The sequence below is a fragment of the Nocardioides nanhaiensis genome (assembly GCF_039542785.1).
Classification (GTDB): domain Bacteria; phylum Actinomycetota; class Actinomycetes; order Propionibacteriales; family Nocardioidaceae; genus Nocardioides; species Nocardioides nanhaiensis.
Map to the genome: position 1 here is coordinate 188,824 of NZ_BAABIM010000005.1, position 16,099 is coordinate 204,922.

At 65.8% G+C, this 16,099-nt stretch carries 18 protein-coding genes; 3 read left to right on the forward strand and 15 right to left on the reverse strand.

Translation table 11 applies throughout. The annotated features are described in order from the left end of the window. Positions 1 to 79: 79 nt before the first annotated feature. The 3 genes from ABD948_RS20605 to ABD948_RS20615 form a co-directional block, all read right to left on the reverse strand. Positions 80 to 1,282, reverse strand: a complete 1,203-nt coding sequence (locus tag ABD948_RS20605; protein ID WP_345271760.1) for a S1 family peptidase — start codon at positions 1,280 to 1,282, stop codon at positions 80 to 82. 93 nt (positions 1,283 to 1,375) lie between these two features. Continuing rightward, complete coding sequence (locus ABD948_RS20610) at positions 1,376 to 2,227, reverse strand: EamA family transporter (RefSeq protein ID WP_345271761.1); 852 nt, start codon at positions 2,225 to 2,227, stop codon at positions 1,376 to 1,378. A gap of 123 nt (positions 2,228 to 2,350) precedes the next feature. Further along, positions 2,351 to 2,578 (reverse strand): DUF7455 domain-containing protein, encoded by a 228-nt coding sequence (locus ABD948_RS20615; protein ID WP_345271762.1) that lies wholly within the window; start codon positions 2,576 to 2,578, stop codon positions 2,351 to 2,353. Between the two features lie 384 nt (positions 2,579 to 2,962). Here ABD948_RS20615 and ABD948_RS20620 point away from each other — a divergent pair, with 384 nt between their 5' ends. Then, positions 2,963 to 5,086, forward strand: a complete 2,124-nt coding sequence (locus ABD948_RS20620) for a DNA gyrase/topoisomerase IV subunit B (protein WP_425576653.1) — start codon at positions 2,963 to 2,965, stop codon at positions 5,084 to 5,086. 73 nt (positions 5,087 to 5,159) lie between these two features. Here the strand turns inward: ABD948_RS20620 and ABD948_RS20625 are convergent, their stop codons facing one another. Next, positions 5,160 to 5,387, reverse strand: a complete 228-nt coding sequence (locus tag ABD948_RS20625; RefSeq protein WP_345271763.1) for a hypothetical protein — start codon at positions 5,385 to 5,387, stop codon at positions 5,160 to 5,162. 102 nt (positions 5,388 to 5,489) lie between these two features. Between ABD948_RS20625 and ABD948_RS20630 the strand changes: the two genes are divergently transcribed. Beyond that, the gene (locus ABD948_RS20630) at positions 5,490 to 6,050 is read left to right on the forward strand and encodes a hypothetical protein (protein ID WP_345271764.1); all 561 of its coding nucleotides are present in this window, start codon (positions 5,490 to 5,492) and stop codon (positions 6,048 to 6,050) included. Next, entirely contained in the window at positions 6,047 to 6,175 is a 129-nt protein-coding gene (locus ABD948_RS20635) for a hypothetical protein (RefSeq protein ID WP_345271765.1), read from the forward strand. The genes ABD948_RS20630 and ABD948_RS20635 overlap by 4 nt, the downstream gene beginning before the upstream one ends. Here ABD948_RS20635 and ABD948_RS20640 read toward each other — a convergent pair. From ABD948_RS20640 to ABD948_RS20690, 11 genes are all read right to left on the reverse strand, one after another. After that, on the reverse strand, positions 6,170 to 8,200 hold the full coding sequence (locus ABD948_RS20640; RefSeq protein ID WP_345271766.1) for a hypothetical protein: 2,031 nt from the start codon (positions 8,198 to 8,200) through the stop codon (positions 6,170 to 6,172). The two genes, ABD948_RS20635 and ABD948_RS20640, sit on opposite strands and share 6 nt — an antisense overlap. Next, on the reverse strand, positions 8,197 to 11,028 hold the full coding sequence (locus ABD948_RS20645) for a phage tail protein (protein WP_345271767.1): 2,832 nt from the start codon (positions 11,026 to 11,028) through the stop codon (positions 8,197 to 8,199). The genes ABD948_RS20640 and ABD948_RS20645 overlap by 4 nt, the downstream gene beginning before the upstream one ends. A gap of 120 nt (positions 11,029 to 11,148) precedes the next feature. Next, positions 11,149 to 11,451, reverse strand: coding sequence for a hypothetical protein (locus tag ABD948_RS20650; RefSeq protein WP_345271768.1), 303 nt, complete (start codon positions 11,449 to 11,451; stop codon positions 11,149 to 11,151). A gap of 15 nt (positions 11,452 to 11,466) precedes the next feature. Then, the gene (locus ABD948_RS20655) at positions 11,467 to 11,847 is read right to left on the reverse strand and encodes a hypothetical protein (protein WP_345271769.1); all 381 of its coding nucleotides are present in this window, start codon (positions 11,845 to 11,847) and stop codon (positions 11,467 to 11,469) included. Between the two features lie 18 nt (positions 11,848 to 11,865). Next, the gene (locus tag ABD948_RS20660; protein WP_345271770.1) at positions 11,866 to 12,249 is read right to left on the reverse strand and encodes a hypothetical protein; all 384 of its coding nucleotides are present in this window, start codon (positions 12,247 to 12,249) and stop codon (positions 11,866 to 11,868) included. 37 nt (positions 12,250 to 12,286) lie between these two features. Further along, positions 12,287 to 12,640, reverse strand: coding sequence for a hypothetical protein (locus ABD948_RS20665; protein WP_345271771.1), 354 nt, complete (start codon positions 12,638 to 12,640; stop codon positions 12,287 to 12,289). Beyond that, entirely contained in the window at positions 12,637 to 12,936 is a 300-nt protein-coding gene (locus tag ABD948_RS20670; protein WP_345271772.1) for a hypothetical protein, read from the reverse strand. The genes ABD948_RS20665 and ABD948_RS20670 overlap by 4 nt, the downstream gene beginning before the upstream one ends. Then, positions 12,933 to 13,112, reverse strand: a complete 180-nt coding sequence (locus ABD948_RS20675) for a hypothetical protein (RefSeq protein WP_345271773.1) — start codon at positions 13,110 to 13,112, stop codon at positions 12,933 to 12,935. The genes ABD948_RS20670 and ABD948_RS20675 overlap by 4 nt, the downstream gene beginning before the upstream one ends. Continuing rightward, positions 13,109 to 13,291, reverse strand: coding sequence for a hypothetical protein (locus tag ABD948_RS20680; protein WP_345271774.1), 183 nt, complete (start codon positions 13,289 to 13,291; stop codon positions 13,109 to 13,111). The genes ABD948_RS20675 and ABD948_RS20680 overlap by 4 nt, the downstream gene beginning before the upstream one ends. Continuing rightward, positions 13,291 to 14,901: an HK97 family phage prohead protease gene (locus tag ABD948_RS20685; protein ID WP_345271775.1), complete on the reverse strand. Its 1,611-nt coding sequence runs from the start codon at positions 14,899 to 14,901 to the stop codon at positions 13,291 to 13,293. The genes ABD948_RS20680 and ABD948_RS20685 overlap by 1 nt, the downstream gene beginning before the upstream one ends. Continuing rightward, on the reverse strand, positions 14,898 to 16,070 hold the full coding sequence (locus ABD948_RS20690) for a phage portal protein (protein ID WP_345271776.1): 1,173 nt from the start codon (positions 16,068 to 16,070) through the stop codon (positions 14,898 to 14,900). Before ABD948_RS20690 ends, ABD948_RS20685 begins: the two co-directional genes overlap by 4 nt. Positions 16,071 to 16,099 lie beyond the last annotated feature (29 nt).

Below are 16,099 nucleotides of genomic sequence, written 5' to 3' on the forward strand. Positions count from 1 at the left end.
GGAGGACGGCCACCGCCCCGACCGGACCCGGACCGGGCCCCGCCGGGGCGGGTGTCGGTGTCGGTGAACGCGGCGGCGGTCAGTCGCAGAGCTCCTCGACGGTCTCGGCGGCCGCGACCGCGGCGTTGCGTGCCTGCTGGGCGGCCGTGGACGCCGCGCGGTGACGCTGGCCGGCCACCGTGAGCGCCCGGCGTGCCTGGGCGATCCGCGGGCGGGGAGCGCCACGGTCGAGCAGGACCCGCAGCTGGCGTTGCCGGGTGGCGAGGGTGCGCCGGGTGACGCCGACGGTCGCGATCGCCCGGTCGTACCCGGTCTTCGCGGCCGCGTAGGCCGTCTCGGCGTCCGCGCACTCGGTGGCCGCGTCCGGCACCCGGCCTCCGGAGCCGAACAGGTCCAGGGTCGCGTCGGAGCCGGGGAAGCCCGACGGGTCGGCGTCGCGGGCCTCCTCGGCCAGCGCCGTGATGGCCGTGCGCAGCCGCTCGCCGCCGAGTCGGACGTAGACACCCGGGTCGCCCTCGCCGCAGCCGTTGCCGAAGCTGACGACGCCGACCAGGCGCCGTCCCTGGGTGGAGGAGACGGTCAGCGGCCCGCCGCTGTCGCCCTGGCACGAGTCCTGGCCGAGCTCGAAGGCACCCGAGCACAGCATGAGGTCGGTGTCGTAGTTGTCGTAGGCGTCCGCACAGTCGGCGTCGGCGCGCAGCGGGAGGGTGACCTGCTTCAGCACGGGGCTGGCCGAGCCGCCCGGGCTCGTCGCGCCGAAGCCGGAGACCGTCGCCTGCCGGCCGGGCGCCCAGAGGGACTCCTCGCCCTCGCCGGCGATCGTGATGACGCTCGAGGCGGGAGCGGGGCTGCCCAGGGTCACCAGCGCCCAGTCGTCGGCCAACGTCTGCGCGTCGTAGCCGGAGGCGACGTGGACGTCGCGGACCCGCAGCGCGGTGCCACCGCTGTCGATGTCGCGGCGGCCGAGGTAGGCGTCGACGTCGGCGGCGGCGACGACCGAGCCGTCGTCGCCCACGACGCAGTGGGCCGCGGTCAGGACGATGCGTGGGTGCACGACGCTGCCGCCGCAGATCTGGTCACCGGGCTCGAGCAGCACCTGCCAGGGATGCTGGGCGGGGTCGGCCGACGAGCCGCCGACGATGCGGGGCTGGGGGTCGGCGGCGCCGGCGCCGGCGCCGGGCGCCATGAGCGTCGATGCCGTGAGCACGGCGATCGCGGCGGCGCCGACGAGGTCGCGGCGCAGGCTGCGCAGTGAGGGGGGAGGGGCGAGGGGGGATCTCATCCGCGGAACCTAGGCAGGGGCACCGGATCGTCGTGCGTTAACGGCGAAGCCCGGCTCTCGGTGCAACAACGCCGCGCAGGTGGTGGGTCCCCCTCACCCTGCGACGACGAGCAGGACCGCCGTGGCGCTCAGCAGCAGCCCCCACGCCTGACCACGGTGGACGCGCTCGCGCAGCACGGCGGTGGCCAGGAGCACCGTGAACGCGGGGTAGAGCGCGGTCAGCACCGCGGCCACGGTGAGGCTGCCGCGCTGGCTGGCGAGCAGGAACAGCACGGTCGCCCCCGACCCCAGCGCGCCGCACACCGCGCCCAGCCCGGCGGCGCGGTGTCGCGGCACCCAGGACACGCGCATGGTCGACGCGACCGCCACGACCAGCACGGCGGCCACCAGCTGGTTGAACGCCACCGGCAGCAACCCGGCCTCGGGCGGCACCTGGGCCAGGGCGGCGAACAACGTGCCGAAGCCGGCGCCGGCCACGATGCCGTCGAGCAGGCCGACGGCGGTGCGCGGTCCGCGCGTCGCGGTGATCGCCCCCGCGGCGGCCGGCTCGCGCGAGACCAGCCAGATGGCGGGCAGGGCCAGCACGACGCCGAGCCACACCAGGGTGGGCAGCCGCTGGCCGCCCACGACGTCGACCAGGACCGGCACCACCGCGGCCCCCACGGCGGAGACCGGCCCCACCACGCCCATCCTGCCGGTGCCGAGCCCGCGGTAGAGGAACGCCGTCCCGATGCCGTTGCCCAGGCCACCGAGCGCCGCCCACCCCAGGTCGGCGGGGCGCGGGTCACCGCCCAGCAGGAGCGCACCGAGCAGCACCAGGAGTCCGCCGACGCAGGCGCCGACCAGGGCCACCGACCACGGCGAGGTGCGCCGGGAGGCGGTGCCGCCCACGAAGTCCGAGAGCCCGTAGGCCAGCGCGCCCCCCAGGGCCAGCAGCACCGTCACGCCGACCAGCCTGCCGGATCGTCCCTCGGGGACGCCGACGGCCCCGGACCACTGTGGTCCGGGGCCGTCGAAGGCGTGCGGGGCCCCTGGGGGCCCGTGGTGCCGCCCGGGGGCGGCGGTGGCTCAGCTCCCGTCGGCGGGGGCGGCGGGCGAGCCGGTCAGCTTGTGAGTCTCGTCCACCACGGTGGTGGCGACCTCCTTGAGCTTCTCGCCGTGCTCGCGTGCGTGGTGCGCGCAGAACAGCAGCTCGCCACCGGACTGGAGCTCGACCCTCAGGTAGGCCTGGGCGCCGCAGCGGTCGCAGCGGTCTTCGGCCGTCAGGGGGGCGCTGGGGGCTACAGCAGTAGTCACGTCGGCCTCTTCTCTGTCTCGTCGGTGTCTGGTCAACCTATCGAGCGAGCCCAAGATTCCCGCGTCGAGGTGGTGAACGCCACGTCGCTGTGGCGGTGCTGCTGGGGTGCTGCCGGATGCTGCTGGTCGTGCCGGGTGGTGTTGGTGCTTCCCCGAGTGTTGCTCCTCCAACCCCATCGTGGGACGGAGGTCACGCGGTGTGGACGGTCGGAGTCGAATCGTGGCCGACCGGGTGCCCATCGTGACCCGTCCGGGCCAGGCGTGCCGTCCGATCGCTCCGGCGTGTCGCAGGTTAGATTCGGTCCCGAGGCCGCACCGGATGGGTGCGGTCGCGGTGGCCAGGTGTGGTGGGTGGTGGCGGGGTTCCTCCCCGATACCCAGACCGTGCGCGGCGCACCCAGCAGCACCCCCCGCACCTCCGCAGCACCGATCAGGAGCACCGTCATCGCCGACAACACCTACAACGCCGCGCACCTGCTCGTCCTCGAGGGTCTCGAGGCCGTGCGCAAGCGGCCGGGCATGTACATCGGGTCCACCGACACCCGGGGCCTGATGCACTGCCTGTGGGAGATCATCGACAACGGCGTCGACGAGGCGCTGGCCGGCTCCGCGCACCGCGTGGAGGTGACGCTGCACCCCGACGACTCGGTCGAGGTCACCGACGACGGTCGCGGCATCCCCACCGACAAGGAGCCCAAGACGGGGCTGCCCGGCGTCGAGGTCGTGGCCACCAAGCTGCACGCCGGCGGCAAGTTTGGCGGCGGTTCCTACAACGCCACCGGAGGCCTGCACGGCGTCGGCCTCTCGGTGGTCAACGCGCTCTCCTCGCGCATGGACATCGACGTCGACCGCTCGCCGAGCCGTCAGGGCCTCAGCTTCCAGCGCGGGGTGCCCGGCGTCTTCACGGGCGAGGGCCCGCAGGCCGACTTCGAGCCGCGCTCGGGACTGACCCGCAAGGGCCCGCGCGTCACCAAGGGCCGCTCGGGCACCCACATCCGCTTCTGGCCCGACCGCCAGATCTTCACCCGCGACGCGCGCTTCGAGATCGAGGGCCTGCTCGGCCGCGCCCGGCAGACCTCCTACATCGTCCCCGGCCTCGAGATCGTGATCCGCGACCTGCGCGGTGAGACGCCGGTGGAGGAGAAGTTCCGCCACGACGGCGGCATCGCGGAGTTCGTGGACTACCTCTCCCACGGGGAGCCCGTCACCGAGGTGCTGCGTCTGCAGGGCACCGACAGCTTCACCGAGACCGTGCCGATGCTCGACGACAAGGGCCACATGACCCCGCAGGACGTCGAGCGCGAGCTGACCGTCGACGTCGCGGTGCGCTGGGACACCGGGTACGAGACCGAGCTGCGCTCCTTCGTCAACGTGATCGCCACGCCCAAGGGCGGCACCCACGTCTCGGGCTTCGAGGCCGCGCTCACCAAGACCTTCAACGACTCCATGCGCGCTGCCAAGACGCTCAAGGTCAACGACGCCGACGTGGTGAAGGAGGACATCCTCGAGGGCCTCACCGCGGTGGTCACCGTGCGCCTGGCCGAGCCGCAGTTCGAGGGCCAGACCAAGGAGATCCTCGGCACCCCCGCCGTGCGCAGCTGCGTGCGCAAGGTCGTGGCCGGCGAGCTCAAGGCGTTCCTCACCTCCACCAAGCGCGCCGAGAAGGCGCAGGCCAAGCTGTTGATGGAGAAGGTGGTCGGGGCCTCCAAGACCCGGATCGCCGCGCGCCAGCACAAGGAGACCCAGCGTCGCAAGAACGCGCTCGAGTCCTCGACGCTGCCCTCCAAGCTCAACGACTGCCGCAGCTCCGACATCGAGCGCTGTGAGCTGTTCATCGTCGAGGGCGACTCGGCCATGGGCACCGCCAAGGCGGCCCGCAACTCCGAGTTCCAGGCGCTGCTGCCCATCCGCGGCAAGATCCTGAACGTGCAGAAGGCCTCGGTGGGCGACATGCTCAAGAACACCGAGTGCGCGTCGATCATCCAGGTGGTCGGCGCCGGCTCGGGTCGCACCTTCGACCTCGACGCCGCCCGCTACGGCCGGATCATCTTCATGGCCGACGCCGACTCCGACGGCGCCCACATCCGCTGCCTGCTGGCCACGTTGTTCTACAAGTACATGCCCGACCTGGTGCAGGCCGGCCGCGTCTACACCGCGGTGCCGCCGCTGCACCGCATCGAGCTCTCCAACCCCAAGAAGGGCATGGAGAAGTACGTCTACACCTACTCCGACGACGAGCTGCAGCGGAAGCTGGCCGAGCTGAGCAAGAAGAACGTGCGCTGGAAGGACCCCGTCCAGCGCTACAAGGGCCTGGGAGAGATGGACGCCGACCAGCTGGCCGAGACCACCATGGACCCCCGCCACCGGACCCTGCGCAAGCTCACGGTCTCCGACGCCGACGCCGCCTCGTCGGTCTTCGAGCTGCTGATGGGCTCGGAGGTGGCGCCTCGCAAGGAGTTCGTCATTACGCACGCAGGTGCCCTAAGTGACGACGAACTCGACTTCTGACTAGCCCCCTGACCTGGGGAAACGCGAAACACCCCGCCTAGCGAGGCTAGACGGGGTGCGCGCGGAGCGAGGATCAGGCGGGTTCGAACGCGTCGACCGCGCACCCCTCGCAGAACTCCTCAGGCTCCGTCGCGAGGACCTGCGCGTCGCGACGGACCTGCATCCACGCCTCGTCGCCGTGCTCCTCGCAGCGAACGAGCCAGACGTACCCGGCCTCGGGAACGTCCGCGTCCGAGCGGGCGTCCCAGGCCGAGACCCACACGCCTGCGGTCCGAGCCTTCTTGGTGTCGATGTGCTTCATGGTGTCCTCCGTCGCTCGGTTGGTTGTCTAGGTCAACTACTTGAGCGCGAACGTACGCAGCCACGTGACCGATGTACATACGCATGCGAGGCTCAGCGAGTGATGGCTGCTCTAATCGACCTGCTGCCTGTGGCTGTCGGTGCGCTGTTGGGTTTCGGGTTCAGTCAGTTCGGCAAAGCCTCCGAAGAACGTCGCAGTGCGGAGCGCGCGCGCCTGCTTGCGGAGAAGCAGCGAGTCGTGGAACTGCTCGTGTGCTTGACCGGCTGGCACGACAGTCTGCGGACCTACTTGCGCTATCGGTTTCTCGACCTAACCGACCCGGTCAAGCAGCAGTTCATGCAGAGCGTGTTGGACGACATCGCCACTGTCACGAGTGCCTTCGACCGCTTGTTCGCTGAGGTCGAACTGCTCGGCCCGCGCTGGCTGATCGACCGTGGCACGCTCGAACGGCTCGAAGAGCATGTGAGAGGCAACTACGGGGTTGTCACGAGAGTCATTGGTCTACGGGAAGAGGGCGTGGTCGATCACGTCGAGCGACTGCTGGAGAGTGGCGAGAGACTGAGTCGTGAACTGATTCGGGTCAGCCGTGAGGAGTTCACGCCTCGTCGTCGTCGTTTGGCTTTTTGGAAGGGACAGCCACCAGAGCCCCAAGAATTGCCATGAACGCGACGTTCAACTCGGGCGCAGGCTTGAACTCGGCGACGATGATCGGTGCGGTGAAGTTCATCGCCCACACCATCGTCACCACCGCGACGACAGCGTTCCGGACTCCTGTAGGCACGTCATGACTCGCGCACCACGGTCATCGTCGTGTGTGCCAAGTTCACCGTGGCTGACGTCGAGTTCGCAGTGTTGCGCGTGCGCGCGTAGATCGTTCGCGTGCCCGGCGCGAGTCCAGTGATGCGCCACGTCTGAGCGCCCGCAACGCGCATACCCGCTGGGCCGGACGTGATGAGCGCAGGGTCGGTCAACGCGACGTTGTCCACGACGAGTTCGATGATGTTGACCGTTCCCGCTGTGCTGATCACGACGTCCGCCTGCAACGTCACGCGGTAGACCGAACTCGTGTTCGCGGGGCTCAGGTCCGTCGTGATCCCAGGAAGCGACGTGTTGGTCGTCGCTGTGGTGCTGGACTTGGTGACGGCTGCTGTCTGGGTGACCTGCCGCGACGTCCACGTGTCGGTGTTCAGACGCGGCGCGTTGACGACCGGGGGAGTGGTCGTAGGAACGGGCGACGACGCAGGCGCAGCGAACCCGAACGTGACGAGCCACTTGCCCGGTGTGATGACGTGCTTCACCGAAGTGATGCGCATTGCCTCGTTGATCGCCGCTGCGGTGTTGCTGACGGTGACAACGTCACCGAGGTCAAGCAACGCGCGCGACGCGATGACCTGGCTGTGCGTCTTGACCGGCAACGTCACGGTGTTGATGCGACGCTTGGGGTTCGCGTTCGATGTCAGGATCGCGTTCGCGTAGTCCTGGAGCGCGGTGCCGGTCGTGGAGATGCCTTGCACCGTGAAGTCGGCGGCGAACATGCCCCACTTGTCGACGCTCTCCTGATCGACGTACGGACCGAACGCGGTCTCGACGGTCTGCCCGTCGATAAGGTTGAGGCGCAGCAGGTTGATGCGTACGACGTTGATCAACCGGTCGCTGTCGAAGTCGACGTTCAGGTCCGAGTAGTCCGCTTCCGCAAGGGTCGCGACAGACGTGTTGCTCAGCGCTGATCGACTGAACACGCGCAAGACGCCTGTCCGGTCGACCCACGCTTCTCCGCGCTGACTGTCGCGAGTGATGAGTACCTGATCCAACGCGCTAGCGGACTCGTTGCGCGCGACGACGGTGTACGCGTCGATAGACGTTGACGATCCGTCCACTGACCAGGGAAGGCGAAGCCCGTTAAGGACGCCGGGAAGTTCTGGAACGGTCGCGACACCTTCCGTGCGCGACGAGTTCGCGAGAACGCTGACGTTGTCGACCGCTGAGAGTTCGATCCTCGTCTGGCGGTTGGTTGGGATCTCCGGGTCTTTGAGTTCGTAGTCGACTTTGACGTTGAGGAGCGTTCCCACGAACAGCATCTGCTGCGTGTTCATCGTCAATGGGTCGAGCGCACTGACACGCACGCGACGTCCCTTCACGAGAAGCGCGTTTGTCGCGGGGTCGAGGTTGGCGTCACGCACGATGGCGCTGAGCGTTCCGAGGTTCAACGCTTCACGGTTGATCTCGATGTCCGTAGTCGAGCCCGTGATGGTGTCGTATGTCGGTGTCGCGAGCGGTGTGTACGCGAAGATCTGCGCGGCAGTGCCGTAGGCCATCGTCAGGTTCGACACGGTGACCCAGTCGCCCGCTGTTGTCGCGGACCCTGAGCGCGACACGAGCAGGTTCATCGCGACGAACCGTGTGCCGACAGGCGCGGTCACGGCGGGCATCGTCGTCGTGCCTGTCGTCGTGATGTGCGCTGTCGTGCCGACTGTGCCGATCAAGACCTTGCTGGCGTTGTAGCAGCGATACGACGCTTGCACCGTGACGGACGTCGAGTTGCGACCACCAAGCGCGATCTGTCCGCGTAGTTGGTAGTCGGTCGAGGACGTCTGCAACGGGACCTGTGCGTGATCACTGAGCGCGGAGCCTGTCGTCTGCGCGGTGAGAGTGCGGACCTCAAGCAGGACACCCGACTGAGAGACGCGCACGCCACTGGTAGGTGTCCATCCCCATCCGCCGCTGCGACCGTCATGGTTCGCTACGAGGTTGGCGAGCGTCGTCCAGTCCTTCTGGACCTCGAGGCGTACTTGCGCGTTCGTTGGGAAGTTCATCGTCCACCTGCCCGCTCAAAGTCGTTGAGCGCCTTCTTGATCTCGCGACCGATCGCGACCTTGTCAGCGGTCGGCGAGACATTGACCTGGATCGTGTAGTTGCGCTGGCCGCGCTCTGAGTCGCGACGTGACGTGTAGACGTCCTCAGCGCGAATGCGCGGCGTAGGCGTTCCGAAGCCGTTGACGAGATCGCGCGACAGTCCCTGGCCGACCTTGCGCATGTCGATCTGCCCGGTGCCGACCTGGAGTCCTTCGGTGAAGTACCGACCGAGTGACATCGCGACGCGCGACGGGCTCTTGATGCCGAGCGCCTTCTTGATCGCGTTCACCAGCGCTTGCGCCATGCGGCGGGAGGCCTGCTCTAGACGGCGAGACTGGCTCTCTAGACCCGCGACGAGTCCGCGCGCGGCGTCGACACCAGCCTGGTACATGTTGGTCGACGTCTGCGTGCCTAGTGCGTTCGCAGCGTTCTTCAACTCGTTCTGCAACGTGTTGAACTCCGCGACCGCTGCCTGACCGCCAGACGCGATGACCTGGGCAGTAGCGAACCCCGCCTCGGGTCCTGCCTGGACTAGCTGGTCGTAGATCGTCTTGTCCAACTTCATCGCGGCGAGACGCTTGAGCAGCGCCGCGAACTCCTTCACGCGTGCGATGCGTGCGCGGAGTTGATCCAGCATGTCGCTGGTGGAGAACACGGTGGTCAAGTTGGTGACAGCGCCGAAGCCCAGCATCGAGTTCGCGACGTTCCCCGCGTAGTCGTCGCGCTGCTTGAGTCGATCAGCGAGCAACTTCTGTGCTGCTGCGAGTTGCGTCGCGACACGGGCGACCTTGACGGCGTGGTTCTTGAACTCCTTGACGCGACCGTCCAGCAACTTGCGCAGTTGCTTCGTCTCGCGCTTGATGCGGTCCTTACCGAAGTCGGCCTTCTCCATGAGGTCGACCACCGACGACAAGACGTCGTTCATCGCGGAGACGGCGCCCTTCTTGCCGCCTGCGAATCCGAGGATGAGACCGCGCATGGTGTCGCGACCGATGTTCTTGAAGACACGTGACGGCGACTTGATGCCGAGCAGTGCCTTGGCTCCGTTGATCGCACCCTTGACGACACCCTTGGCGGCGTCGACCGCTTGACCGGCCATGGCCTCGATGCCGTTGATGAGTCCCCGGATCAAGTCGAGTCCTGCGCTGAACAGCCACGACCCGATTCCTGAAAGCACGCCAGTGACGCGACCCTTGAGGCCGGACGCGAGTTGGATGACACCGTTGATCGCGTCGCCAACCGCCTTGCGGATGCCGTCCCACGCTCGCGACGTCAGGTTCTTAACGGCGGTCCAACCAGCGCTGATGCCCGTTCGTACGACGTTGACGCCCTGGCGAACGATGCCCTTGATGATGTTCCAGACGCCCGAGATGATCGACTTGATGCCGTTCCAGACCATCGACCAGTCGCCGCGAATGGCTCCGGTGATGACCTTGATGACGCCGCGAATGACCTGCATCGCGCCACGGATAACGCTCGCGACGTTCTGGAACGTAGATCGAGCAAACGACAAGATCGTTGAGCCGAAGGTGCGCCACAACGCGCGGATGACGACGACGGCACGCTGCACGATGTTGCGCACGGCTTCGAAGGCAGCGCGGAACGTCTGCGCGAGAGACGCCAGCACCGGTCCGGCGTTCTGCTTGAGGAACGCGAACAGGTTGTTGATCGCGTTACGCACGGCCTCGTTGCGCTGATACAGCACGACAAGCGCGCCGACGAGGGCACCGATAGCGACGACGATGATGCCGATCGGGTTTGCGGTCATCGCGACGTTGAGCGCGATCTGAGCAACGGTGAACGCCTTCACCGCACCGCTGGCGATCAGCAGCGCAGCGCCCGCACCAGCGACGGCAGCGCCAATGATCTTGAACGTGTCCGCGTTGCTGCGCACGTAGTCGAAGACGTTGCCGATCTGGTCACCGAGCGTCGCTAGTGCGGAGCCGGCCGCCTTGATGCCTGCGGAGATCTGGTCGCCGTAGTTCGCGGAGAACGAGTCGAGTGCCTGAGAGGCCGCTGTGGCGAGTTTGGCGAGCGGGGGCAGCAGGACGGAGAAGATCGTCTCGCCCAGGTTTCCGAACGCGTTCTTCGCGGCCTCTGCCTGTCCTGCGGCGGTCTTAGCGAACGCTGCACCTGAGCCACCGAACTGGCGCTCAAGTTCCTTGAGGATGACCTTCTGCGCGCCCATGACGTTGCCGGACTCGGTCAGCGACTTGATCGTCTGCTTCTGACTTTCGGTGAACGACACACCGACACGGGTTAGCGCCGACACTCCCTTGACGGGATCGTTCAGCGCCTTGCCGAGTTGAATCGCTGCGGCCTTGGGCTCGGTGCCCATCGCGCGAGCGAGGTCGACCATCGATGTCGTCGTGCGGTCGAAGATCTGGTTCGACTTGCCGACGCCGTTGCGGATGTTCGTGAACGTCAGCAAGAGGTTCGCACCCTCTTGCGTCGACTCCGCCTCGGTGGCGGTCAGCCGCTCTAGCCGGTCCGCGAGGCCGGTGACGTCCTTCGCAGTGACGTTCGCTGCGCCACCTGTCGACTTGATGACGCTCGCTGTCTGCGCGCCGATGCGCTCGATGCGCGCCAGCGCTTCGACCGAGTCCTTCGCCCACGCGACGGTTGCAGCGCCCGCGACAGCGAGACCTGTTCCGAGAGCGACACCGGCGGTCCGACCCACCTTGCCGAGCAGCGACCCCATCGTCTGCGTCTGCTTCGACACAGAACTGAGTTCGCGCTTGGCTTGCGAGGCGTTTGCGAGAATCGCAATACGAATCGGACCAGCCACGGTGTCACCTCCTTCGGTTCGCTACGGTTATGAATGCGTCTCTTTCAAGCCGCGTGAGTTCGAGGTAGACGCTCGGCGGTTGCTTTGTCAGCAAGCACCAAGCCGCCTGGTCCTCTGCTCTCAGGCGCTCGCGGAGTTGCCTTTTCCCTCAGGCGTGTCCGGCGCGTCAGGGTCGATCTCTTCGAGTTCCGGCGCGAAGTGGTCTTGGAGTTCGCGCATGGGCATTTCCATTGCGACCTTGCGTGCCTCGTGCGCGTTGTCGCCGTCACGCATTCGCTGTACGAACACGAGGGCGCGCATAACGCGCATCGGCTTTGCCTGTCCCTCGCTGTAGATTTCGACGCCCATGTGCGCCTCGATAGCGATTTCCTCGAAACCGGTAAGGGTCTGGATCGTCTCGCTCGCTGTTAGCTTCTCGCTCATTCATCTACTCCCGGATTAATGCAGTCCGCGTGCGCGGATCTGCTTATTGATTTCGTCCTCAAGCATGTCGATTGCTTTCGGAGCCATGCGGTTATCTGTTCGTTGCATAAACGGATTCGGCGCGATACCGCGTGCGCGCCAGCCGTAATTGATCGGTCCCGCGTACGGAACCGACGAGCGTCCCGCCGCGACGACGGCCTTGCTCTTCGCGCGGTTACCTCGTACGTCTCCCGAGAGACGCCCAGATCGCTTTGGTGCCTCTTGGGCAGCGATCTGGGCGCCCTCTTGCGCGATCCGGGAGAACGCGTCTTTGAGGTCGTCGGTCTCGAAACCGATCTCTTGCAGTGCACGCACTACCTGGTTGAGGCCTTCGACCTTGAACCCAGCGGTGGACATCGTTAGCGTTGCTAACTATCAGGCAGTGACTCGGACAGGCTTCGCGGTGAAGGTCCATGCGCAGTCGAACGTGAAGCGCGCTGTCGATGACGCGTTCGCCTCGCCACCGAGGATGTCGCCGTCTGGCTCAGAGACGATGACGTTGCCGGTGAAGTGTGGCTGCGTCGGCGAGGCGGTTGTTCCGCCAGCGGGCTTGACGATGACGGCGACGGACGTTCCCGGCGCGGTGAACATCGTGTTCCACAGAGTCGCTGTTGCTGGGTCCTGGATTGCGGTGAACTCCAACTTGTATTCGCGTGCGCCACCAGAGGCAGCGTCCAAGAATGTCGTGATGTCGGAGTCTGCTGCTCCAGCGGTGATGCGGCAGTTGGTGACAACTGCTGTGTAGTCAGTGCCGCCCACGCTGAGCGTAAGGGCGCGCGTTCCTAGTACGGCCATTTCATTCCTCTTCTCGATAGCCTGAGATGATCAGCGCGAAATAAGAGCTTTTGCTGTCATTGGGCAGGGATATTTGCTGCGGGCTCATGGTCTGAATAGTCATGTGCTCGCTCAGGGCCTCGTGAAGAGGCTTGCTGTTCTTTTCTATGAATCGCTCCATGCCGTCGATTGACTGCGGAGCGATGACGATGACTTGCCAGTAGGCCATGCCACCGAAAGCGTTGGGATACTCGACGCGATCAAGTCGCACGTACGCGTGACCGGGTCGTGTGGTCTGCGTGTAGTACGGAAAACCCGTAATCCCCTCAACGCTGGAAGCGGCGTTTGCGAACAACTCGCGTACGGCGGCGCTCATCCGATCACCAGCCGTCTGTACGGCGCTTCAAGCCGACGAACTTCGGGGTCAGTCGAACCAACCCGCACGCCACCGAACTCGTCGTTCTGAGCGATGCCGATGGGAAGGTTCTTCATCTCCATGTGTCGGTGCACGCGTCGCATCAGCGCAGCGCGCAACGACTCGTTGTACGGCGTGACCCGACACCGCGTTGACTGGTCCGCTGTCTCAGCAGCGAGCGCGTCAACTACCTCCTGCTGGGGATAGCCAGCAGGTAGGTACGCCATGACGGCGGCGATGTCGGGTACGTCGGTCACTTGACTGTGACCTCGTCACCGTCAACTACGAACTTGCCCGGTGCGTCGTAGACGTACTGAGTGCCGTGCACGTTGAATGACGTGTCGTCAGGTCGAACGACAAGCGCGCCGTCCTTGACGTCGACAACGTCGCCAACCTTGGCGCTGGCCTTGCTGGGTGCCTTGTTCTCGGTCATCCCTGGTTCTCCTCTTCTGCGTGTACTGCCTCGACGTACTCGTGCTTGGCAGTGGCCTGCTCCTCAGTGAGGAAGCGGTCATCGGCGGGACGCACGTTTCCGTGGTCGTCGTAAGCGCGGAGTTCGCTCGGGTTGTCGTTGACAGCCCGGGTCTCCTCAACTTCCTTGCGGCGACTCATCAGGCGTCCGCGGTGGTGTAGTCGACTGGCTTGACGTCGGAGTCGCGCGTCACGGCGGTGGCGCAGTAACCCCAGATCGCCATGTCGATGGACTTCACCTGGTACTGGAAGTCGAAGCGGTCAGGCGCTGAAACCCAGCAGTAGACAGACGACGGCACGAACGAGAAGGAACGAGCGGCGTTGCCCGTGCCAAGCGCCCATGCTGCGCGGATGTCCTGGTTGCCAACCTGCACGCGGTCGAAGCCGCTTGATACCTGACCTGTGGCGTTTGTCGGGCCGAGGATCGGAAGTAGCGGACGACCGGACGAGTCCTTGGCCGCGATGAGTGCGGGGAAGAGCGAACCATCAGCAGCGAACGCGGTGAAGCGGTTACCGCCGCGCACGAACTGGAGTCCGGCGAAGTAGTTCGTCAGCGACCCGACGAGAGCAGAGTCAACAGCGCTGGCGAGGTTGAGTTCTGCGGTTGCGCTGGCCTGTAGTTGAGTAGCGATACGCGCCTCGATGGCCTCGTACCAACCGTTCAGCATCTCGTTCCAGATGATCTGGTCGGCCTGGGGTGATCCGCCCTGGTCGAGAACCTCACGGTTGATCTCGATCTTTCCGCTGAGCGCAGACGGTGTGACGGTCTGGTTGGTAGCGGAGAACGCGCCAGGTGTTGGCTCGACGCCCTGCGTGTGAGGACCAACAAGACCGGAAGCCGAGTTGAACTTGGGGATGGTGAACGGAGTCACCGAGTCGACGGAGCCGGTCGTCACGAGCTCGAAGAGAGGACGCGTGAACGACAGGTTCGGTACGTACAACTCTGGGCGGTTCTGCGTTGGGTTCAGGCTCGTCGCGTTGCCGGTCGTGACGGCGAACGCTGCCTTCAGGAACTCGTCGACGCGCTGACGTGCGACGGAGTCACCCTGCTGAGCGGCGCGCATGTCGAGTGACAGCGAGTGCTCGGCCTTGATGCCGTCGAAGCGGTAGGGAAGCGGCTCGTTGACCTCGAACTTGGGAGTCGGGTTAACGACCTCGGGGCCAGTGAATGCGTTGCGGAGTGCTTCGGTAAGCACGTCCATGGTGACCGGCTGAGCGGCCTCGTGTGTGACCTCAGTATCGGTCATGTTGGGGTTCTCCTTCGTGTTGTCGCGGGAAGCCGCGACGCTGGTGACCCGCGCGTCAGAGAACGCCGGGCAGGGGGTGAGCGAGATCTCCGCAAGAGGCGCGGACAGCGCGTGGTAGACGCCGTCGCGCTCCTCGTACTCGGTGATCTCGTTGGTGCCGATCGACAGGCCGTCCCAGACGCCGTCTTCAGCAAGAGCAAGCGCGTTATCGCCAGCAGCGCCGCGCGCGACCTTGAACGTGGCGAGAAGGCCCTCGTCGGTGTCCTCTAGTTCGACGGCCTTACCGATTGCCTGCGTCCAGTCGTGACCGGCAAGCAACTTCACGCGAGAGACGTCTTCGAACTTGAGGACGCCCTTGGCGAACTGCCACGTCAGACCGTTCGCCTTCGCTGTCTTGCCGTACGGCAGAGCGAGACCCTTGATCTCTCGCTTCGTTGTGTCGACGGAGAACGACGCGCCCTGCTGGGGCGCGTCGAACTTCATCTCGGTCTCGTACTTCGTCATGACGTGGCCTCCTGGGCAGGCGCGGCAGCAGGCAGCGCGCGTGGCGTGGCTGGTGCGGGTAGAGGCGGCTTGTTCTCAAGCGCGCGAATCTCGTCGGGCGCATACGCGCCGACGTCGAGACCAAGGCGGTAGGTCTCCATGCGGGTCTTGTCGTCTGAGCGCAAGAAGTCGGAGAGGTTGAAGCGCACTTCGTGTCCGCGACGTGTGACGTCGTTGAGGCTCAGACGCTGCTCAAAAGCACGCATGTACGGGCCAAGCGTGAAGTCGAGGAACGCTTTGCGGCGGTCCTGCTGGTTTGCGTACGTCCGGCTCGTCGTGGAGACGCCGAGTTCTTCCGGGTCAACGCCTGCGACGCGCGCGATCTCGAGGACAGCGTGCTGACGTGCGTCAGCGAGTTGAATCTCTGCGGGCGTGAACTGGACCGGCTGGTACTTGAGTGACGCAGGTACGTAAGCGGTCGACTTCGTCTTGCGGGCGTCGCGCCACGCGGTGAGAAGCGCGATGACGTCTTCGTCGTCGGCGGGGTCTGCGCCCTCGTTCGGTGCGAAGTACCCGGTCGGCATGGGCTCGTCGGCGTACAGCGCAGCAGCGGCGTCCAACTTGAGGCACGTACGGATCGCGCGTGCGCCTGCGACCAACAGCGCGTCGTTCGGGGACTCGAACTGAATCAGGTCGGCGGGGTTCACCTGGCGCCCGTCAACGCGGTAGATACCGGTCTCGGGCTCGTACTGGACGCGGTTCGGAGCCAGATGCTCAACGAACTTGGGGAACCCGTCGAACGCGCGCTCAACGACGCGCCACCAAGCGACGCCCTCGAACAGCATGTCTTCGACGGTTCGCGTCATCGTCACCATGCGCGGACGCCCGCGCTCTGGCTGGTCGAGTACGTCGCTTGTTCGCTCTGTCTTGTAGAGGTCGTGCACGTCGAGAGGGAGTTGACCCAGCGTGGACGCGATCAGATCGCGGGTTCGCTTGACGGCAGGAACCTGAATCGCTTCGCGCCGCGAAATGCGGGGTGCGGGCGCGATGGGGTCTGAATATGACGTGAGACCGAATACAGCGGGATCAATGGACGTCGCATCGACTGCGAAAGCGACAGAAGTGGGATTCGTCGCCGCTTCTACGACAGGGCTGGGGCGGCCAATGACAAAATCCCAGAATGCGCCCATGTTAGTAATACGCTAAACGGGGTTTTGCT